A 20,833-nucleotide genomic window follows, 5' to 3' on the forward strand; every position below is an offset into this window, starting at 1 on the left:
ATCGCTAAACGATGCGACCCACTCCTTCTCGAATGTCGGCTGTTGGCCGGCAAGCGCCCTGCGAAGGATTTGGTGCTAATCCAGAAGAATCGCGAGCGCTGCGTCTTGCCTCTGGGGACGGTTGCCGACCCGGACCTGCCCCTCAGCGCCTCGTCCCGGGCGACAGCTTCGGACGTGCTACGGTCATCAATCAGCCGCGAACAAGGCTGGGCTGCCGAGCGAAAACCGGACATTCATCCGAGCACGGAGGCGCCCCCCGCAGCGGCACGCTGCGGGGCCGGGAGGGACCGGACCCGGCCAAGAAGAGAGACAGTCCCGAAGCGGGGCAATCATCTATCAGATTATCCCGTGGTTAGGGCTTTGAAACTGGTTCTCACGACCATGAGGAACCTCGGAAGCAGGCAGAGGGAAAGGATGACGGTCAGGGTAGGCCATCTTCGATGGCTCTTTGTGGGACGCGAGCTGATAAGCTAATGATTAAGAGTATGGATCGAAGTCACCCCCTATTTCATCCCCCGACTAAACAAACGCTATGGATATGAACGAAGCCGAAGAGCGCGCTAGAGCAATCGTTGCCGATGTCCACAAGAACCTCGAGAACATCGAGTCGGAAGAAGATGCAAAGATCCAAAGCATAAACCGCATGTTCAGCGAAAGCTTAGAGTGGCCGTTCTCGGATTTCAGAGCCGAACGGCATCATGAAAATGGATTCTCTGACTACCTCCTGTACGTCAAAGATAACCCGGCCCTAATAATCGAAGCAAAGAGGCTTGGCGTGATTGATGTAGCCACTGCCGAGAAAAGTCGCGTTCGGTACCTAAAAGTATCAGGATCTAGTCTCAAATCTGCCCTGCCAGGGATTGAGCAAGCGGCTAGCTACGCCACACCCAACGGCCTGCCACTCGCCGTTTTGACTGACGGAATCACCTGGATCGTATTTAAGACCTTCATTCCAGGATTTAACTACAAGAACAAGGAGGCAATTGTATTCCCAAGCCTCGATGCGGTCTTGGATGATTTTTCACTATTCTACGACTTATTATCAAGAAGACAATACGGGAAGAGAATTTACAATACCGTTTTCGATCAGATTCATAATAAAAGACTAGTTCTATCGCAGCACCTGATCGCACCTATAGAAGAAAACAACATCCTCCTTTCCCCGAAAAGCGAGCTCGCCTTCGATCTTGAACGCGTATTTTCAAAGTTCTTCTCTAGACTCGCTGGCGATGATGACGAAGATTTGCTAATCGAATGTTTCGTTGAGACAAGAGAAAGTCGAATCGCAGACTTCTCTCTTGAAAAGATTACGACAAGCGTATTGGGCAATATCGTACCAGCGGACGTAAGTGTCGATACAGAACTCGCCAGCTTGATTGCATCGAGCGTCGATGCAGATAAATCGTTTGACGATTCGGGACAGTCGATCTTCATTGTTGGTCCCACTGGGGCGGGGAAAACGACCTTTCTTGATCGCTTTTTTCGGCGAACACTACCCAATGCAATCAGGAAGAGATGCGTTGTTCTTAATATCAACTGCCTAGATGCTTCGGGGCGTGACGATATTGCGCTTCAGTGGCTGACGGAACAGCTAATAAATATGCTAGAACATGCAATCTACGAAGATGGGTCGCCAAGTTGGGAAGAGCTAGTCGGACTCTATTATGGCGAGTACCAAAGAAGAGCCAAGGGCGTTGGCGCTCAACTCTACAAACAAGACAGAGCTAGATTCAAGATAGAGTTCGCCGAGTACTTAGAGGACAAGGTAGAGAGCGATCGCGAGGGTTACCTAAAACGGATACTTCAGGACGTGGTAAGGAGCCGAAAGCTTCTTCCAATCATTGTGATCGATAATACCGATGAGTTTAGCTTGGAGTATAAACAACAATTTTTTCAGTTCGCACAATCGCTAAGAAGACACGCTAACCATTGCCTTGTGATGTTTCCTGTTACGGACAAGTCTGCTTGGGCCTTTTCCAAAACCGATATTTTTAGCATATATCAGTCTCGATCGTTTTTCCTTCCAACCCCTTCGCCAAGAGAGGTCTTCCGAAAGAGAATTGAATTTCTCAACAAGAAAATTTTTGAAGAGCGGGGGGAGTCAGGCAGGCGTCAATACTTCTTATCGAAGGGGATCGGACTATCAATTGAGAACATACAAGGGTTCGCAAAGGTCTTGGAAAACGTCTTTGTGGATCACGACTACACATCTAAGACTATTGGGGAGCTGACAAACTATAACATAAGAAGGACGCTAGCCCTTTCGCAGCGCGTGATCACGTCCTCCGTGATTAAGATCGAACACCTCGTGAAAGCGTATGTTAGTGGCGAGATGGTGACCACGAACTTTACCATGTTCATGGAAGCGCTTATGAGGGGGAACTACGAGGTCTATAAGAGAGGAGACAACCCGGAAATATATCCAATATTTCAGGTCGATAGTGAAGTGAAGCAGTCTCCACTATTGCTGTTGCGCTTATTGGCTTTGCTCTCCTCCATATATCACGCTGGACGATCAATAGAGGAACGTCATATCGGAGTCCAATCAATAATTGAGTATTTCGATACACTGATGTGCCCAGAGGTTGCTGTAGAGAAAGCCCTAATAGCGCTATTGGATGCAGGGCTTGTGGAGCCATTCGACATTTCGGATACCGCCCTTAGCAACGACCAAAAGCTTGCAATATCCTATCGAGGCATTGCCCATTTGCGGCTAGCATCACACAACAGCGTGTTTTTTTATCAGATGGCGCTCACGACCGCGCTTGCGAATGAGGAAGTCGTGCAACAAATTAGGTCCCTCTACGACAGTAATATTGCGTTTCTAAGTAAGGTCCAGAAGGCCAAGGAACTATTTTCAAATCATTTAATGGCTGAAGACGGAAAATATATTCGGTTTGACCGCGAGCATAATCAGTATGCATGTCAGTCAAAGCTGCTCGATGACCTGGGCCAGTTTTCCAAAATATCACGCTCGCATGGAGAGGAACTTGCCGCAGTTTTGGGTGAGGAATACAGGGAAGGAATCATTCGGAAAAATGTGGTAGCCGTCGTTGACTTTTATGACCGAACCAAAGGTTTCGGATTTGCTGATTTGGATGACGGCTCCGATCGGACATATGTAAGCAGCGATTCATTGACTGAATTCGGCATAAACATGCTGAATGACGGAGACAGGATTCTGTGCGATATAGCCCGAGGGCAAAAAGGTATTTACATTGATCGGATTTACGAAGTCCAGCCTGACCCAGATATTGAGGTGAAAGAGTGTACCGTAGTGAAAATATTTCCTGATAGAGGTTATGGCTTTGTCCAAGTTCAAGATAGCGAACGTACCGCGTTTTTCCATGTTTCCTTATTCAGTAGCGAGCGACGCCAATCAATCGAAGTAGGCGATCATTTCCAAGCTGAAATTTGCGTGGACAAGAGAAACAGAGGATTGCAGGTGAGGCAGGTCCTAGACGAAGTGGATAATAAGTCGGCCTCGGGCAATTCGGCGAAGTAGGGACAGACAGCGAATTTTGTAGATGTCTCATCAGCATTGGGTAGTGCCTGTTGCAGATTCGGAGTCGTCTGCGCTCGGAAAGAGACGGCGCAACGTGGCAAGCGAGAGCGGGAAATTACGGCACACTGTCCGCTTTCTGGAGACTCTTCCAGATCATCGCCGCCGGGGCCACGTACCGCAAATCGGGTGGACCTGCCGCTCACGCGACTTTGCTGAGTGACTGTTCTTGGCCGTAAGCGACCAGAAACGCTGGCAGCATACATTCGAAAAAATCGCGAGTACTGCTTTCTTAGTCCTGGGGACGGTTGCCGACCCAGAGCAGACATTTGACTTGCCTACAAAGATGTTGAAGATGTTTTCACCCAGGGGCGTCGTCTGTGGGTTCGTCTGCATGAGAAAGGCGGCATGTGATGCAGTGTCCAGCGCTTTTTTTGACCGCGTTACCCGGGGAGCCTCACAGGCACTGCTGATGATCGACATCTTGGCGCTATCTGAAGCGAAAAAATATGCATTGGTCGGCATCATGTTTGCGGAATGTGCGTCACGCGACTGAAATAACGCAATACCTCAGAAATGGCGGTCAACTCGAGGTGGCTCAGAAGATGGCGAACCACGAGAGCCCCCGCACGAACGGACTCTTCGACCGGCGCCAGGACAGAGTCACCCTTGATGAGGTGGAGCGAATTGTGCTCTGACGAGCCTCTTTTTAGGCGAACTTTCCCATCTAATTTCCCTAACGTTTCCCCTGATCTTCCAAAAACCTTTGACTACTTGTTCGTTTTCAGGTAAAAAACACGATTAATTACTTTTTTCCATGAGGCGTGACCGATGTCATATTTATCGATTACTCTACGAATTTTTCCTGTGTGTTTGCTTTGTTTTTCTGCCTCATGGGCACAGGGGGTTAGTACTCATAACATTCCACAAGAACTAGAATTTTCTGCCCAACAATACAAAACGCCAGAAATATCAGACCGTCGCATTGACGCTGATCATTTTTCCTATCGGATGAAGCATCTCACTTACTTGCTTGCCGAACTGAATAAAAAAGATACTTCTGAATTTGACAAATTGGCCCTTTCTGATGCTGACCATCCTAGAGCCAACCCTTTTTCTGATAATTTAATTTCTGTAGATCAAAGAATATTATACCTTGGTAATCTTTTTTCGCAATTAATTAATCTGCAGAAGCGCAGCCGCGAAATGGATTTCGAAGAACTCTCTGCTCGCCTAAGAGTTCTCGATTATAAAGCGCATTACTATTCTCCAGGAGCCCACACGTCAAGCCGTCTTGCTTCTGCAATAAGTCCATACTCAATCCAAATTACCCCGTCGACTTATGATTTTGGCACGATAGAAGTAGGTGGCACAACGCCCCCCTTAACAGTCACCCTCTCCAACAACAGCTTGGTTCCGATAACGCTTTCTGATTATTATCCGAGGATTAGCATCAGCGACGGTTTTGAGATAACACAAAGCACGTGCAATGACATCGTTGCCGCAGGTGATTCGTGCGAAGTCAACGTCATATTTGAGCCCGTTTCAGTAGGTGATTTCGATAGCTATTTATCTTTTCGCTTCGACGAAATTAATGATTTCTTTTTCGTAGACTTGTCAGGGAAGGCTGAATCTGATGACACTTATCTGATTGGTCTTACCCCGTCGACTTATGATTTTGGCACGATAGAAGTAGGTGGCACAACGCCCCCCTTAACAGTCACCCTCTCCAACAACAGCTTGGTTCCGATAACGCTTTCTGATTATTATCCGAGGATTAGCATCAGCGACGGTTTTGAGATAACACAAAGCACGTGCAATGACTTCGTTGCCGCAGGTGATTCGTGCGAAGTCAACGTCATATTTGAGCCCGTTTCAGTAGGTGATTTCGATAGCTATTTATCTTTTCGCTTCGACGAAATTAATGATTTCTTTTTCGTAGACTTGTCAGGGAAGGCAGAATCTGATGACACTTATCTGATTGGTCTTACCCCGTCGACTTATGATTTTGGCACGATAGAAGTAGGTGGCACAACGCCCCCCTTAACAGTCACCCTCTCCAACAACAGCTTGGTTCCGATAACGCTTTCTGATTATTATCCGAGGATTAGCATCAGCGACGGTTTTGAGATAACACAAAGCACGTGCAATGACTTCGTTGCCGCAGGTGATTCGTGCGAAGTCAACGTCATATTTGAGCCCGTTTCAGTAGGTGATTTCGATAGCTATTTATTTTTTCGCTTCGACGAAATTAATGATTTCTTTTTCGTAGACTTGTCAGGGAAGGGGAGTAATAATAGTTACCACACGCTAACGGTAAACGTCAGCGGTCCTGGCGCGGTTACAAGTACCACCGCTGGTATAGACTGCCCCAGTGATTGTGAGACTTCAGTCCCGGATGGAACCGAGGTCACCCTTAACCCCATACCCAGCGGTGGCGCCGAATTTTCGGGTTGGAGCGGTGCCTGCACCGGCACAGCTGACTGCACCATCACCGTCTACAGTCAGCTTTATGTTACCGCCAGCTTCAACCAAAATGACCCGAACAACCCAGAAGGTACGGAGACCTTTTACTTAGGTGGTAACAACGACCAAATTCTGATCACCGGTAATCCCAATATCGATACTCGCTACTTGGATTTCGGCGGTAACGATATCGTAACTATTTCCACTACGCCAGCTGGTCCGATTACATTTGTCGACCGTCAGGACACCGTAGTCAACCTGCCAGTTGGTCTTCAGATTGATGCTGTTGCGTTTGCATCCGACGGCGTGCGCTTCACCATAGCAAATCAGTCAGTCACCCTTCTCGGCTCTGTCGGCGACTTCAGCTTCGTATTTGCCGGTTTTGAGCAAGTCCCAAGTGCTGGTATCAGACGGACCTATGCTGAAACCGCCTCAGCCTTTGGCGCTTTCATACCCCCGGCCGGGGACGGACCAGTGTTTGGAAGTGTAGTGGGCACCATCGCAAATGACGGAAGTATCGTTCCCTAACCATTAGGCTTGCACCAGGGATTCTTTAACAGCATGGCGATGGGGTTAGATCAAGGCCGGTGGCGTGTTGGAGGCTAATGCGACCTAGTCAGCTTCGTGGACAGGAACCGTCGTGCCGAAACAAGCCTGGAAAAACACTCGGCCAATGAGAACTTACCCTCTTACGTGAAGAGTGTCTCAAAACCGTTCCTTTTTGAGCCACATACGTCAAGCCTAGCGGGGGGTGGGGGGGCGAACATCAAGCACTTAGTTGTCTCACAAAGTAGTCTCATAATTGGTCGACTTCAGCAAAAGGACGAGCGGTTTGGTATAAGCCAGGACAATTGCGGCTAGCGAGTGCTGCGGTAACGCTAAAAAAAACTCTGGCGTCTGCTCTTGGCCGACTGCTGACATCAGAGCAACCGAACGGCTCACGCGACAATGACCTTGGTTGCAAATGCAGCGTGAGAATCCTGGTGTGTCAGCGCGGGACATTCTGGCTAGCGGCAAGGGTAAAAAGGTGCGGGTGACTCGGCATCAAGTCCGACCCCTTATGCCGGCCATGTTAACGGAATACGTTGTCAGAGACGACAAATGACTGTCCGGACACGTCTCACTCGCTTATCGCATCAGCAACCCAGAATCACCCCGATTTCACCGAGATTTCACTGTCGCTTCAGGCGCCTGCATCCGGGCAAGCTGTGTCCCCACAGCAACCCGATTGATGCAGGTTTCCGATGCGCCAATTTCTTCGTTCGAGTCTCCCTTTCCTGCTGGCCCTCAGCGGACCAGCGGCGAACGCAACCGTTCCTCTTCCGCCTGATCTTGCCGATCTCTCAGCTCCGCTGGAGGCGTCGATCCAGTTGCCCGGCAGCGGTGTGCAGATGCTGCAACTGCAGGACCGGGTCGCCTTTCTCAGCGGCAACGGCCGCTATGCCTTTACCGGCGATGCCTGGGACCTGTGGCATGGCGAACAACTGACCTCGGTCCGCCAGGCGCAGGCACTGGCCAGCCGGGTCGATTTGGATCGACTCGGGCTCAACCCAAAGGATCTGGGCGCCATTAACCTCGGCGACCAGCAGGCTGACACCAAGCCCATCTGGGTCTTCATCGATCCACTGTGCGCGGCCTGCCAGGAACTGCTAGAGCGTCTCGCGCAGACCGAGACTCCCGCCCATGTCATCCCGCTGCCGCTCGGCGGTGCTGACTCGGCCCAGGCCGCGCGCCGCCTGCTCTGCGCGCCATCTCCGCAAGCCGCCCAATCCGCGCTGCTGGATCAAACATGGTTCGAGCTACCCCGACCCGCGTCCGGCTGCGACACCCAACCCCTGGTCCGGGCGCTGATCACCGCGCGGCTGTTGGGCATCGACTCCGTCCCGACACTGATTGCACCGGACGGGCGCATCCATCGCGGACTCCCCGAGAACCTCAGCGCCTGGCTGGCAGGAGAACAGCCATGAGCATCCGTACCCCTGCTTTGGTCCTCTTGCTCGTTCCGACCCTCGCGCTGACCGGCTGTGCCGGTGGCCTCGGCGCCGAGCGCTACGCCTGCGAGGGCCTGCCGAGCCGACCCTTGTGTCTGTCCACCGCCGAAATCTACGCCCTGACCGACGGCGATGGCCCACCACCGGCCGAGCGCCGCTTGCAACAGGAGAACACCCAATGATCCGCGCCCGTCAACCTCGCCACCTCGCTCTGGCTTTAGTGTCCGCCGCCGCCCTGTCCGGCTGCATGACCGCATCGCCGCGTCCTTCCGACGCTTCTGCACCGGTCATCGTCGCAGGGCAAGGCGTGGTGCTCGACACCGGCTCAATCACCGCCGATTCGCAGCGCGCGCCCGGGCTCGCAGCGAAGGATAAGCCATCCAAAGCACTGAAGACCGCTGACCAGGCACCCGCGCGAATCGCCGCCGCCGAATCCAACCCAACCCCCAGCCGCGCCCCGGCGCAAGTCCTGCGGATCTGGATCGCCCCCTGGGAGGACAGCGCCGGCAACCTGCATGGCGCCAGCCACGTCTTCACCGAAGTGGTGCCGCGCCGCTGGCAGTTGGCCTCGGCCACCGAGACAGCGACAGGAACCGTCCTGACACCCCTGCAGATCGAACCGCGCCAGGTTTCGAGTCCCGAACCCTCGCGCAAACCCTGAGCCAACCCCCAACCCAACCGAAGAAGGAGTCACGTATGACCACGGTACCAACCCAACCCCATCTTGAAATCGCCACCCAACCCCTGTCTTCAAGCCCACTGCTGCACGCCGCCCTGATCGGTACCCCGCTGCTGGTGCTCTTGTTACCGGACACCGCGCTGGCCGGCTCCGGCGGCACCGAGTTCCAGGCCACCTACGACATGCTGATCGGCTGGATGACCGGTCTGCTCGGCCGGATCATCGCGGTGGCCTTCATCATCGTCGGGCTGATCGCCGGTGTCGCGCGCCAATCGATCATGTCCTTCGCCATCGGCATTTCGGCCGGTCTTGGCCTGTTCATGGCTCCCGACATCGTCGATGCCGTGGTCTCCGCCACCCTGCCCATCGTCTGAGCAACGCTTGCTGACTGACCGGCCCTTGTTAGGACCAAGGCGTGCCGAGCCTGGGCGGGAAACCGCCTCTTAAGGATCTTCAAGCCCATTCCACTCAGGCTCACCCATCCATGCGACGACGTTCTAAATCCCAGCCGTCCGCCGTGGCCGTCCTCGATGCCGATGGCCGCTTTCTGGCTCCCTGCAAACCCGCCCGCGCTCGTCAGCTGATCACCTGCGGCCGCGCCTGGCTGCTGAGCGCGGAGCCGCCGCGGATTCAATTGACCTATAAGCCCCAGCAAGAGGCCCCCGACCAGCCATGACCCATCCCGCCCGTCAGTTTCAGGGCGAGCGTGCGGCGAATCTATTCAGCCCGCTTGCCTTCGCCCCCGATTGTTTTCTATTCCAGCACGACGACCAGACCCTGGGGTACGGATTTCTCTGTACCCCGCTGGCCGGTGCGGATGCCTCTTATGCCGAGCGTCTCTCGGTACTGCTCAACCAGGACTGGCCCGCCGGCACCCAAATGCAGGTCGCCCTCTGGTCCACCCCGGACATCGACCACTCCTTGGCTGTCATGCTCGGGCTGCGCCTGGATCTGGACCCTGGCGTCCTGCGCGAAGCCACCCAGGAGCGCGCGCAGTTTTTGCGCACGGGCGTGAGCGAGCCCATTATCCCCGGCACCGAGGTGCGGGTGCGCGATCTGCGCGTCTTCGTCGGGGTGAAAGTGCCCATCGCCGCCATGCTGCCCAACGCGGCCGAGATCGCCCATACCAACGAGCATCGCGCCGAGACCGAGCAGATGCTGAGCACCGCCGGGCTGCGCCCGCGGCCGCTGACCGCCGAGGACTATGTCCGGCTACTGGGAACACTGCTCAACTGGGGCGAGGACGCCTCCTGGCGCCATCGCATCGCCCCGGAGTGCGACCCGACGCGGATTCTGCGCGAACAGTTGCTCGATTACGACCATGCCCTGGAGGTCGACGCCGATGGACTGACTCTCGGGGAGACTCGCGTGCAGGTGCTCTCCTGTAAGCGCTACCCGGACCAGGTCCACTTCGGCCTGGCGGCGCGCTATCTGGGTGATCCCTTATCCGGCACCCGGGGCATTCGCCACAACGCCCTGGTCACGCTGAATCTGTATTTCCCCGACCAGGAACGCCTGCGCGCGCGCATGAAAGGCCAGCGCCAGTGGGCGACCAATACCGCCTATGGCCCGCTGGCGAAGTTCATGCCCGAGCTGGTCTCGCGCAAGCAGGGGTTCGATGCGCTCTTTGCCGCCCTGGACCAGGGCGACCGCCCGGTGCAGTGTTATCTGAGCCTGGTGCTGTTTTCCTCTCCGGCCGAGGCGGCGGCGGTCGCTTCCAATGCGATTACCTATTGGCGCGAGCTTGGCTTTCAGCTGATGCGCGATCGCTACTTCGTGCTGCCCTTATTCCTGCAGGCCTTGCCCTTTGGCATGGACCGCCGGGCGATCCGCGACATGATGCGCTACCGCACCCTGGCGGCACGCCATGCGGTGACTCTGTTGCCGGTCTTTGGTGACTGGAAAGGCACGCCAACTCCCGTCGTCAATCTGCTCTCGCGCAGCGGACAGCTGATGGGGCTGTCGCTGTTTGATTCCACCAGCAACTACAACGCGGTGGTGGCGGCCAGTTCCGGAGCAGGGAAGAGCTTTTTCACCAATGAGCTGATTGCCTCTTCCCTCAGCGCCGGGGCGCGCTGCTGGATTGTCGATGTCGGGCGCAGTTATCAGAAACTCTGCGAGGCGCTGGGCGGACAGTTCATCGCCTTCAATGCCGCATCAGACATCTGCATCAATCCCTTCGAGCTAGTGCAGCGCTGGGAGGAAGAAGCCGATGTGGTGCTGGCGATCATCACCGCCATGGCCGCACCGACCGAGCCCTTGGGAGACTATCGTACCGCCGGGCTGAAACGGGTGCTCAAGCAGGTCTGGGATGCCCTGGGTCCGAAGATGACGGTGGATGCCATTGCTGAGGCCTTGCTGCAGGAAGACGACCCGCGAGTGCAGGACGTTGGCCGCCAGCTCTATGCCTTCACCAGCCAGGGGGAGTATGGGCGCTTCTTCAATGGCACGAACAGCATCCGCTTCACCGCGCCCCTGGTGGTGCTGGAGCTGGAGGAGCTGAAAAGCCGGAGACACTTGCAGCAGGTGGTTCTGCTCCAGCTGATCTACCAGATCCAGCAGGCCATGTACCTCGGCGAGCGCGGCCAGCAGAAGTTGGTGGTGATCGACGAGGCCTGGGACTTGCTCACCCAGGGCGATGTCGGGCGCTTTATCGAATCGGGCTACCGGCGCTTCCGCAAATACGGCGGCGCGGCGGTGACGGTCACCCAGTCACTGGCGGACCTCTATGCCAACCCGGTCGGACGGGCCATTGCCGAGAACAGCGCCAATACCTTTTTGCTGGCCCAGCCGTCGCAGAGCATTGACCAGCTGGCCCAGGAAAAACGCCTGCCAATTCCCATCGAAGCGGCCGAGTTGCTCAAGACGGTGCATACCGTCCCCGGCGCCTACTCGGAAATCTTCTGCCTAACGACCATGGGCGGCGGCATTGGCCGGCTGGTGGTCGATCCGTTCCGGCGGCTGCTTTACAGCACCGCGCCGCAGGATGTGGCGGCCTTGGAGAGCTTGAGACAGCAGGGACTGGATGTGGTCGGAGCCATCCGTCGGCTGCTGTGGGAGCGTGGGCATGGCTGAGATGCGAGCGAAACGAACAAGCTTATCGGGTGCCAGCATGGCCATTCCGGTGCTGGCCGGCGCGTTGGGCGGACTGGTTGGCGCCTTGGTCGCTAACCGCATGATGGCCGAGCCGGACAATCAAGCGAACCCTGTCGTCGTGCTGTCCGTCGCCGACTGGCTGCGCGGCGGACAGGATGGGTCAGAAATTCGGACGCTGGCCGAACGCCTGGCGGAGCATGGCTTTCTGGTTCTGGATGATCAGGCGGTTCTGGCCGCGCCAGAAGAGCTTTACCTCCACCCGACGGAGGGTCAGCCATGATTGGGTCGGTGCTCGAATCCAAGTCCCATCCCAAGCCCAAGCCCAGCCGGGAGCCCTGGGACCGCTTTGCCATGAAAGCCCTGCTGGTGCTGACTGCCGTGCTGATTCTCATTGGCTATGGCTGCGCGCGCTATCGCGTCGGCATCGACGATCAGGTCAGTCAATGTCTGCCGCCGTATCGTTGGTATTTGATCGATACCTTTGACCGGCAGTCCATCAAGCGCGATCAGCTCCGTGCCTTCGCGGCGACCGAGGTGATGGCGCCGTATTTCCGTCGCGAGCAGACGATCATCAAGCGGGTTGCCGGGATTCCGGGTGACCAGGTGTCGGTCACGGCAGAGGGGACGTCCATCAATGGCGTCATGCAGCCGCAGAGCGATCCGGCGCTGGCCAAGGCGCTGGGATTGTCCGTTGCGGATTTTCTGATTGATCAACTGGCGATCCCAGAGGGTTTTCTCTGGGTCATGGGCGCCACGCGCGACAGCTTCGACTCGCGTTACTGGCGCTTGCTGCCGGAGAACCAGGTCATCGGGAGGGCGTATGCGCTGTTCTGAGATGACGCAGCCGGTAACAAATAGACAGCTGGGACGGGTCAGCGTCCTAGTTGTGACAGTGCTGGCCGCTAGCATCGGGCAGGCATCAATCCAGCAGGCGTCCTCGCCGGGAATCGACGCGGAACTGCAAGCCATCCATTCGCGGGCCTCCGAGATTTTGTCACAAGTCGATGGCAAGCGACTGCCAGCATGGCTGCAGGGTGCGAACGAGCAGTCAGCCGCCTATGCCATCGAAGCGGAAGCGATTGCCAAAGGCGCTGGTCAATTTGTGGGGGAGGGGAGTTGTGGCAGCCTGCCGGAGATGCCCGGCAGCATCACCGGAACACTCACCTTCACCCTGTTCGCCTCCCGCTCCCTGGGCGATGCGCAACTGCGAGACCTGTTCCTGTTCGCCTCAGGTCAACCGGAGACGCAAATCCTGTTTCGCGGGATCGGAGAGGACGAGTCCCTGCTGGATTTCATGGCGAGCCTGAAGCCGCTGTTGCAGGACATCGACCCGCCGCCGACAGTCCTGCTCGATCCAACGCCCTTTCGGGAGCATGACATCGAATCTGTCCCGACCCTGGTCGCGACCGGACCCGATGGCCAGGAACTAGCGCGCGTGTCTGGCCTGGCCAGCACGACCTGGTTGGGTTCCGCCCTGGACGAAGGCAAGACCGGTGATCTCGGCGTGCGCGGCCCCATTCGGGAAATCGCCGAGCGGGACATCCTCGAGCTGATCCACCAACGCCTGGCGCGCCTGGACTTCAAAGCCCTGGGCGAACGGGCGGTGGCCAGGGCCTTCGACCGGCTGCCGTTCGAGCCCCTGCCCACGGCAGGCGAAGATCGCGAGCGCTGGATCGATCCGACCGTCACGGCGGGGGCGGATGTGCATCTCCCCGATGGTACGCTGCTGGTCCGTGCTGGTGAGTCGGTCAATCCGCTGGACATGGTTCCCTTTACCCAGCGCCTGGTCATCTTCGATGCATCCGATAGCCGCCAAGTCGCCTTCGCGCACTCCCTGGCCAGCGAAGCCTCGGACAAACCCACAACATTCCTGCTGACTGGAGCCCACCGAAAAGGCGGCTGGAAGGAGCTGACCCGGGTGATGGAGCAGCTCGAGCGTCGGGTTTATCTGCTGACCCCGGAGATGCGCGAACGCTTCTCCCTGGACAGGGTTCCCGCCATCGTCGAGGCGGTCGGGCGTCGGTTTCGGGTGCGCGAGGTGGCGATGGTGGGGCAGGTCGAACCGGATATCGCCAGGAGCGAGATGGAATGAACCGCTCCTCCCTGTATCTTCTCGCTGGCCTTGCGCTGCTAATCAGCGTCTCCGCTCCAACCCAAGCCGAAGACGCCACCTGCCCGGATGCCGAGTTGCTGAGCGAGAAGCTCATCACCGATGTCTGTTGGTCGTGCCTGTTCCCGGTGCGCATCGCCGGGGTGCCGATCGGTGGCGGCGACATTCCCGCTGGGGCGACCGATCAAGTGGTCTGCATCTGTCCCGATCCGCTCGGCGTCCCCAAGCCGGGGTTTACCATCGGCATGTGGGAACCGGCGCGCATTATCGAGATGGTGCGCAATCCCACCTGCGCGCCCTCCCTGGGTGGCATCCGGCTGCCATTCGGCGATGTGCGATTGCTCGGCAGCGGTGGAAACAGCGAGGAGGACAGCAGCGACACGGCCTTCTACAACGTCCATGTCTATGCCTTCCCGTTGCTGGTGATGCTCGATCTGCTCTACGACGACCGCTGCAACCCGGATGGCTTTAGCGAGCTGGATATCCTGCATTTCTCTGAGCTGGACCCGACCTGGAACAACTCCGAACTGGCGTTCTTCACCCATCCCGAAGCGGCCTGGCTGACCTCGCCGCCGGCGCTGGCCGCCTGCCTGGCCGATGGCGTCTCCGCCACTGCCGGCACCCCGCTCGATGAGCTGTTCTGGTGCGCCGGCACCTGGGGCTTGCTCTATCCCTTTGCCGGTGCACAGCCGACGCTGGGCTCCCGGCCCCGTGCCACCTCGCTGTCGGCGACCCGCACCATGGCCGCGCTGCATCGGCGGGGATTTGCCCGACGCACCATGGGCGACGGAGCGCTGTGCAAGGCGCCTATCGCGCCCTTCCTGCCGAAGAGCCAATACAAGTTCTCCATGTTCTACCCGCTGCCGGAAGCCAACGGCAGTCATGTGATTGGCGAGAGCCCCTTCCGCTGGGGCATTCATCGCACCTATCCCGGTCCGGGTGAGGATCATCTCTACATCCTCTGGCGTTGGCAGGACTGCTGTGCGACCTTCTGAGTCTGATCGATTGAAATCCCATTCATCGCAACAAGCCCACCCGCGCTCGCCAGCCTATCGCCTGCTGGCGTCCGTTGTCAGTCTGGCCGTGGCCTGGACGCCCTGGGCCTTGGTCTGGGGTGATGAACTGGCTGATCTGGGGCGCGAGGGACAGGCGTTTGGGTCCGCGCAAAGCGCTGGCTTTGTGGTGCCCGAACTCCATGGGGGCGCGCTGGCTTTGCCAGGTCATGATGCGCTCGCCATCGAAGGCCTGTTCCCCGGCGCTTCTGCTGGATCAGCGGCCGATTTCAGCGCCTTCTATGGCAACGCGGCTGGGCTCGGCGCCCAAGGGCAAGCGGTCCAAGCCGACCTGCTGCAGACCGATTCCGCCCATGGATCGGCCTTTGATAGCCTGCATGGAAGTTTCGGCGTCTCGGACATCGATCTGCGTCAGGATGCACTCTGGTCCCAAAGCGACACATTGCTCTCCGACATGGCTGGCATGACCGAGACCTTCACCGACTGCGCCGTTGAATCGCGGTTTGCCACCAGCACGCGCACGGTCCATCTCCCCGAGATCGAGACCTGTCAGCAGGTGCAGCAGGGTGGGTCTTGCAGCATCCGGCATGCCTATACGCTGCCGCCGGCGGAAACAAGCGTGTCCGTCTCCGGGGAGACCGCGCTGAATTCCTGTGGCAATGGCTGTCTGGAGGTGGTCTTCGATGTCGCGGGCACCGATCCGGCGGCCTCCTGTGCCACCTGCGGTTTTCCATCGCCACGGACCTTTGATTTCGCGATCACGGACCCCGGGCGCGTCGAGCGCATTGGCGTGTCGCTCACCGCCGGGGACGCGGATTTCGGCGCCATCTGCGGCGCGGATTGCACCCTCACCGCCAGGGAGCAGTCCTGGGAAGTGACCTTCCCCGGCTATCATGATGCCGACAGCAGCCGGACGCTCGGCGACGCTATCACCCGACAAGCGCTGTCGGACCGAAACCTGACTACAGCTCTGCGCAGCGGCGGTCACTTCCGGGTCACCAACGCCGCGCGCGTCCAGACCGACGCCAGTCAGTGGTTCGTCGCCGAAGGACCGGTCCAGATCCGCGTGCGGATCAATCTGACACCCCGTCCGCTGACCGACCAGGGCTGGGACGCCGTGCCGTCCTGCATTCACCTGGCCGAGACCATCCGCCCGGATGGATTCTGCACCGGCACCGCCGCCTGCTCAGGCGCACCGCCGCTGGATGCCAATGGCTGCTATAGCGCCATGGGCGTGCGCCTGTGTTCTTCCGACTTTGGTTCCAATCCGGTCCCCTGGCTCAACCCCTTCTGCCGCGAGATCGCCATTGAGGCCGAGTGCGCCGGGTTTAACAGCGGCCCCATGTCCTGCTGGACCGATCCCCAGGGCGAGACGCATTGTCCCTTCAACCCCGGTGACATCGCCGATGACTGCGGCACCCTGGCCGATGATCCCAACTGCCAGTTTCTCGAATCCGTCTGCGTCGAAGGCGCCCGTGATTCGCATGGGCTGTGCTATGTCACCGAGTCCCGCTACGACTGCGGTACCGACACCGAGATTCCGGCCATCGCCCGCCAGACCGAGATGGCCTGCGCCGGCCCGGTGCGCTGTCTCGGCGATGATTGCCTGGACCTGACCTATGAGCAATCCGACGACTTCGCCGAAGCCGCCGCCGCGCTGCAGGCCGCAGAGTTCGTGCTGCTCGATTCCAACTGCACAGCACCCGGCCAGTGCGAGGTGTTCGCGGGCGAAGCGGCCGAATGCAAACAAGCGGTCGGCGGGGTGGTGGATTGCTGCGAGACGCCGCAGGGCATCTCGCTGGTGGATTACATCCAGCTGATGTTTATGGTCACCAAGGTGGATGCTGCCATCATGGCCTCGGAATCCGGCACGACCCTGCGCGGCAGTTGGGAGGTGCTGCGCGATCCGCTGGTGGATAGCTGGGATGCGGTCACCGATGCCTTCACCTCCGCGGCCAACAACCTGATGGGCAACACCGCCGCCTCGGCCAGCGAGGGCGCGGCGCGCTTGTCCCTGGATGCCGCCAAGCAAGCCGTGATGCGCCAGACCGTGCAGTGGGTGGCGAACATCTTTGGCGATGCCGCCGCCAATGCGCTGTTCGTCACCAGCAGCGGAGGGCCGGCGGTTGTCGGCGGCACCGTCCAGGCGGGGCAGTTGCAACTCGGCGGGCTGGTTGGAACGGCGCTGAGTTGGATCATGACCGCTTACCTGATCTATACCATCGTGATGATCCTGATACGGATCATCTGGAAATGCGAGCAGGATGAGTTCGAGCTGGGCGCCAAGCGCGAACTGCGTTCCTGTCATTATGTCGGCAGCTACTGCAAGACGGATTTTCTGGGCCTGTGCATCGAGAAGCGCAAGAGCTACTGCTGCTTCAACAGCCCGCTGGCGCGCATCATCAACCAGCAAGCACGGGCGCAGACCGGCCATGGCTGGGGTAGCGCCAAAAGCCCGGATTGCTCGGGGCTCAGCCTGCAAGAGCTGGAAAGCCTCGACTGGGAGCGGATCGATCTGTCCGAATGGTTGGCGATTCTTGCCGAGTCCGGGCAGTACCCAACGGCGGCGAATTTGGATATTGAAACGCTGACCGGCACCGGCTCGGAGTTGAACGCCGGCGCGCGGGCCGATGCGGCCGAGCGCAGTGTGTCACGTGCGCAAGGTCTCGATGGCGGTGACATCGTTCATGATGCCGCCGGAACCTTGCGCGAGCAGATCCAAGCGGACCTGCCCTGAGTGCTGTGGGAAAGCTCCGGAGGTCAGTCGTCGCCGGTGATGTGCGTGGCGTCGTCGCTGGCGGACGCTGATGCAGCGTCAGCGCTGGTGCTGTCGGCATCGCCGTCACCGTTACCGTCCCTGGCAGCCGCCTCCTTGGCGTCATCATCGACGTCCACCAAGGACCCTGAGACCAAATTTGCGCCGTTCGCATCGCCATCGGCTTCTTCAAGCGCATCCGCCTGTCCGCGCCGCACCGCCGAGTCCCGCGCCCGGCGTTCCAGATCGATCAGCTCGCGCCCCAGTCCATAGACCAGCCGGCGCAGGTCATGGGTTGCATCCTTGCGCTGCTTGTTCGAGATCAGCCCCGCGAACCACAGCCCATCGAGCAGCATGAGCGTCTGATCCAGACGCACAATCAACCGCAGATATTGCGCCAGCGCCGGGGAGGACAGCTGCAGGGTCACTTCGCGCGGGTTGGTGTAGCGGGGGACGGGCACGCCGCCTTCGCCACCGGCAAGCTGCTTCAGCCGCGCCTGCTCGTCGGTCAGCCGCTGCGAGACCGCCCCGATGCGCTCGGAGACCAGGGCCTCAATCTGGTCCATGTCGTCATCGTCGCCAATAATGCGCAGCACCACCGAGATGGCATAGAGCGCCCGCACCACCAGAACAAAGGAGCGTCCGCGCTGCAAAACATACTGCGCGTTCTGGCTGTGAATGGTGACGGTTTGATCGAGAACCGGTTTGGAGAACGCGTGTTTGTTTGACTGAGAGATCTGGGCCATCTAGAAACCTCCGGGCTGGTGCCAAAAGCACAGGCTAGCCAGGATTCTGGACGGTGACAGCACTGAAAGATCGTCTTTTCCCGCGTGATTTCGTTGCGTCAAGTCAATGGATACGAAAGCCCACTGCGGAACATGAAAAACACGGAATTGATCCACGATTCAATCCTCACTACAATACCGTGTATTTGTTGCCAAAAAGGGGTAAGTACCATGAATCGAGTTGTTCCTTGTCATAACCCGGCGCCGGTGCTGATGGCCAACGCACCTGCCCGCTTGATTCGGCGTGCACGCCAGGCCATGGGGTTGACCCAACGGGAATTGGGTGAGCGGGTTGGTTTGCCGCAATCGACCATGTCGCGGATCGAGAACGGCGATTCCGTCCTGGAGCCGGCGGTGCTGGCCCAACTGGCGGCGGTCCTGGAGATCGGCAGTCAGGGGTTACGCACCCTCTTGGATGGCGTCAGCCAGGACAGTTGGCGGCAGTGGGTGTGGTTGTCGCGACGCCCGCCCAAGGAGAAGCTGCTGTTGCTGGCGCTGATCGATGGGGTCTCGGGGGAGGCGACCATGCAGCAGCTTGAAGACTTGACCGGGTTCACCATCGGCACCCTGCGCGCAGCCATTGAGGGGCTGGCGCGGGAAGGGTTGATTCAACTGACCACGGATGCTCGCCGTCAGGGGACATCGGTCGTTTTGATGACACAACAACCCGAGAGACTAGCCGCATGAGCAAAGCAAGCATTACCACCTTGCATCCGACGCCCGCGCGCCTGAGCCAAGTGCAGCGCCGGCTCAAACCCTATTGCCAGGTGACCGAGTTGATGGCCAGCGACTTGCTTGATCCCACGATCACCCGCCGCTGCATTGGCTTCGTGCACATGGGGCAGTTGCAGCTCACTTGGCGGGCTGGCGAGGACCGAAACGGCTTGAGCATGCATGCGGTCGATCCGGGACATGGGTTCGGCGGCAATAATTGGCTATTTGACGAGCCGCCGCGAACTCTCTATTACCAGGCCAATCGCCTGACGCGGGTATTGACGATCGAGGTCGAGCACTTGCGAACGCTCTTAGCCGAGGAGTTGATCGATCTCAATCAGCCATTGCGCGATGAAATGCTCCACTCCTATGCGCGCTGCTGGCTCTATCTTGCCGAGCGTCATCATCGTGCGCACGCGGCGCCGACCGAGGAACGACTGCTCGACGCGCTGCACGAGGCCGCCGCCTGGTCGTCGGCCATGTCGCATCCGGAGGGCACGCTGGTCAAGGCTCGGCGCGAAATGCTCGCCCTGCGTGTCGGCTGCGCCCGGGTGACCGTCAGCCGGGGATTGGCGCGCTTGGTCGCCGACGGTCGGGTGCGTCTCGAAGGCCGCAGAATCCTGCTACTCGGGCATCAAGGACGCGGGGAGGCGGCTTGACGCATCGGCTGGCTGCGCTGCCGGTCTGGTTCAATGAGAACCGGGTCGGCGGCCGGCCAACTTGTCTCGGCATCCATGGGCCGGATGTCCGGTTGGTCGCTGAGCGGCGTGTCCATCAGTTCTGCTCGGTCATCGACGCACCTTACCCGTCGGGAAAGATGCTCAAAATGCGCGTCATTGCCGGCTGCTTGCTTGGCAAGGCCCTGGTAGGGTCGGGGCCTTGTCAAAACTGCGAGCAGACATCAGCCGTGAACCCAGTATTTGAGCCGCAATCCCAACCGGAGAACTGGCGAATACCAGCGCCATTGTCCGGGAGTAGGGCACCTCTCGGTCGCCAAGCCATGGCGGCTGTTTCCCTGGCCGTGTTGTTGATCAGTCCCGTTTCCGGGATGGAACACCCGCTGCAAGAGCTGGGATTCGAGCGCTCGCTCAACCAATGGGAGCTGCGTCGGACCTGGCAGCAACAAACCAAGGTGGCCAAGCCTTCACCGGGCAATCCGCAAGAAACCGCCAAACGTCCAGTTCCGCAGATTCGTCGGATCAGCGCCGTCGCTTTGCTGAAACCGATCTCAGGGTCGATGAAGACCCGCCGGGATCGCTATGTTGCGATCATTCTCTCCGAGGCCAAACGGCACAGGGTCGACCCCAACCTGGTCCATGCTGTCATCCAAGCCGAGTCCGCCTATCGGCCAAACGCCAAGTCTCCGGCCGGTGCCTGCGGCTTAATGCAGCTGATGCCAGCCACGGCCCGGCGCTTCGGTGTGCGGGACATCTGGGACCCGGAGCAGAACATCGGTGGTGGCGTGGCGTATCTGCGGTTCCTGCTTGACCGTTTCTCCGGAGCAATCCCGCTGGTGCTGGCCGCCTACAACGCCGGAGAGGGCGCGGTGGCGAAGTATGGCAACAAGATTCCGCCGTATCGGGAGACGCGGGAGTATGTCAGAAAGGTGATGGGGTATTTCGGTTGAGAGGTGACGAACCAGAATCGGCATTGCCACCGGATCATCCGCTCCATCATCCACCAAGCTGGTGCCGTCCTCAGACCAAAGCACCGGCTGGATGT

The 20,833-nt window shown here is 58.7% G+C and carries 18 protein-coding genes; 17 read left to right on the forward strand and 1 reads right to left on the reverse strand.

The window, feature by feature from the left end; all coding sequences use genetic code 11:
• The first annotated feature begins 538 nt into the window (after window positions 1-538).
• The 14 genes from Thiosp_RS08495 to traN all read left to right on the forward strand — a co-directional run bounded on the left by Thiosp_RS08495 (window position 539) and on the right by traN (window position 17,594).
• Window positions 539-3,505: an AAA family ATPase gene (locus tag Thiosp_RS08495; protein WP_201067112.1), complete on the forward strand. Its 2,967-nt coding sequence runs from the start codon at window positions 539-541 to the stop codon at window positions 3,503-3,505.
• 226 nt (window positions 3,506-3,731) lie between these two features.
• Window positions 3,732-4,058: a hypothetical protein gene (locus Thiosp_RS08500; RefSeq protein WP_201067110.1), complete on the forward strand. Its 327-nt coding sequence runs from the start codon at window positions 3,732-3,734 to the stop codon at window positions 4,056-4,058.
• A gap of 275 nt (window positions 4,059-4,333) precedes the next feature.
• A complete protein-coding gene (locus Thiosp_RS08505) occupies window positions 4,334-6,496 on the forward strand; it encodes a choice-of-anchor D domain-containing protein (RefSeq protein WP_323696987.1) in 2,163 nt (720 codons plus the stop codon).
• 716 nt (window positions 6,497-7,212) lie between these two features.
• The gene (locus tag Thiosp_RS08510; RefSeq protein ID WP_201067107.1) at window positions 7,213-7,935 is read left to right on the forward strand and encodes a thioredoxin domain-containing protein; all 723 of its coding nucleotides are present in this window, start codon (window positions 7,213-7,215) and stop codon (window positions 7,933-7,935) included.
• Complete coding sequence (locus tag Thiosp_RS08515) at window positions 7,932-8,141, forward strand: conjugal transfer protein TraV (RefSeq protein ID WP_201067106.1); 210 nt, start codon at window positions 7,932-7,934, stop codon at window positions 8,139-8,141. Before Thiosp_RS08510 ends, Thiosp_RS08515 begins: the two co-directional genes overlap by 4 nt.
• Complete coding sequence (locus tag Thiosp_RS08520) at window positions 8,138-8,620, forward strand: TraV family lipoprotein (protein WP_201067104.1); 483 nt, start codon at window positions 8,138-8,140, stop codon at window positions 8,618-8,620. Before Thiosp_RS08515 ends, Thiosp_RS08520 begins: the two co-directional genes overlap by 4 nt.
• Window positions 8,621-8,655: 35 nt before the next feature.
• On the forward strand, window positions 8,656-9,012 hold the full coding sequence (gene traA, locus Thiosp_RS08525; protein ID WP_201067103.1) for a TraA family conjugative transfer protein: 357 nt from the start codon (window positions 8,656-8,658) through the stop codon (window positions 9,010-9,012).
• 110 nt (window positions 9,013-9,122) lie between these two features.
• Window positions 9,123-9,314: an RRXRR domain-containing protein gene (locus Thiosp_RS08530; protein WP_201067102.1), complete on the forward strand. Its 192-nt coding sequence runs from the start codon at window positions 9,123-9,125 to the stop codon at window positions 9,312-9,314.
• Window positions 9,311-11,713, forward strand: a complete 2,403-nt coding sequence (traC, locus tag Thiosp_RS08535; RefSeq protein ID WP_323696988.1) for a type IV secretion system protein TraC — start codon at window positions 9,311-9,313, stop codon at window positions 11,711-11,713. Before Thiosp_RS08530 ends, traC begins: the two co-directional genes overlap by 4 nt.
• Window positions 11,706-12,014 (forward strand): hypothetical protein, encoded by a 309-nt coding sequence (locus Thiosp_RS08540; protein ID WP_201062936.1) that lies wholly within the window; start codon window positions 11,706-11,708, stop codon window positions 12,012-12,014. Before traC ends, Thiosp_RS08540 begins: the two co-directional genes overlap by 8 nt.
• Window positions 12,011-12,568: a S26 family signal peptidase gene (locus Thiosp_RS08545; RefSeq protein ID WP_201062937.1), complete on the forward strand. Its 558-nt coding sequence runs from the start codon at window positions 12,011-12,013 to the stop codon at window positions 12,566-12,568. Before Thiosp_RS08540 ends, Thiosp_RS08545 begins: the two co-directional genes overlap by 4 nt.
• Before the next feature lie 52 nt (window positions 12,569-12,620).
• Window positions 12,621-13,826 (forward strand): TrbC family F-type conjugative pilus assembly protein, encoded by a 1,206-nt coding sequence (locus tag Thiosp_RS08550; protein ID WP_323696989.1) that lies wholly within the window; start codon window positions 12,621-12,623, stop codon window positions 13,824-13,826.
• Complete coding sequence (locus Thiosp_RS08555; protein WP_201062939.1) at window positions 13,823-14,839, forward strand: TraU family protein; 1,017 nt, start codon at window positions 13,823-13,825, stop codon at window positions 14,837-14,839. Before Thiosp_RS08550 ends, Thiosp_RS08555 begins: the two co-directional genes overlap by 4 nt.
• A gap of 10 nt (window positions 14,840-14,849) precedes the next feature.
• Window positions 14,850-17,594 (forward strand): conjugal transfer mating pair stabilization protein TraN, encoded by a 2,745-nt coding sequence (gene traN / locus Thiosp_RS08560; RefSeq protein WP_323696990.1) that lies wholly within the window; start codon window positions 14,850-14,852, stop codon window positions 17,592-17,594.
• Between the two features lie 23 nt (window positions 17,595-17,617).
• Here the strand turns inward: traN and Thiosp_RS08565 are convergent, their stop codons facing one another.
• A complete protein-coding gene (locus Thiosp_RS08565) occupies window positions 17,618-18,358 on the reverse strand; it encodes a hypothetical protein (protein ID WP_201067463.1) in 741 nt (246 codons plus the stop codon).
• Between the two features lie 210 nt (window positions 18,359-18,568).
• Here Thiosp_RS08565 and Thiosp_RS08570 point away from each other — a divergent pair, with 210 nt between their 5' ends.
• The 3 genes from Thiosp_RS08570 to Thiosp_RS08580 all read left to right on the forward strand — a co-directional run bounded on the left by Thiosp_RS08570 (window position 18,569) and on the right by Thiosp_RS08580 (window position 20,738).
• On the forward strand, window positions 18,569-19,084 hold the full coding sequence (locus tag Thiosp_RS08570; protein ID WP_201067465.1) for a helix-turn-helix domain-containing protein: 516 nt from the start codon (window positions 18,569-18,571) through the stop codon (window positions 19,082-19,084).
• Complete coding sequence (locus Thiosp_RS08575) at window positions 19,081-19,770, forward strand: Crp/Fnr family transcriptional regulator (RefSeq protein ID WP_201067467.1); 690 nt, start codon at window positions 19,081-19,083, stop codon at window positions 19,768-19,770. Before Thiosp_RS08570 ends, Thiosp_RS08575 begins: the two co-directional genes overlap by 4 nt.
• Before the next feature lie 341 nt (window positions 19,771-20,111).
• Window positions 20,112-20,738 (forward strand): lytic transglycosylase domain-containing protein, encoded by a 627-nt coding sequence (locus tag Thiosp_RS08580; protein ID WP_323696991.1) that lies wholly within the window; start codon window positions 20,112-20,114, stop codon window positions 20,736-20,738.
• Window positions 20,739-20,833 lie beyond the last annotated feature (95 nt).

Origin of the sequence: Thiorhodovibrio litoralis, assembly GCF_033954455.1 — a bacterium.
GTDB lineage: Bacteria > Pseudomonadota > Gammaproteobacteria > Chromatiales > Chromatiaceae > Thiorhodovibrio > Thiorhodovibrio litoralis.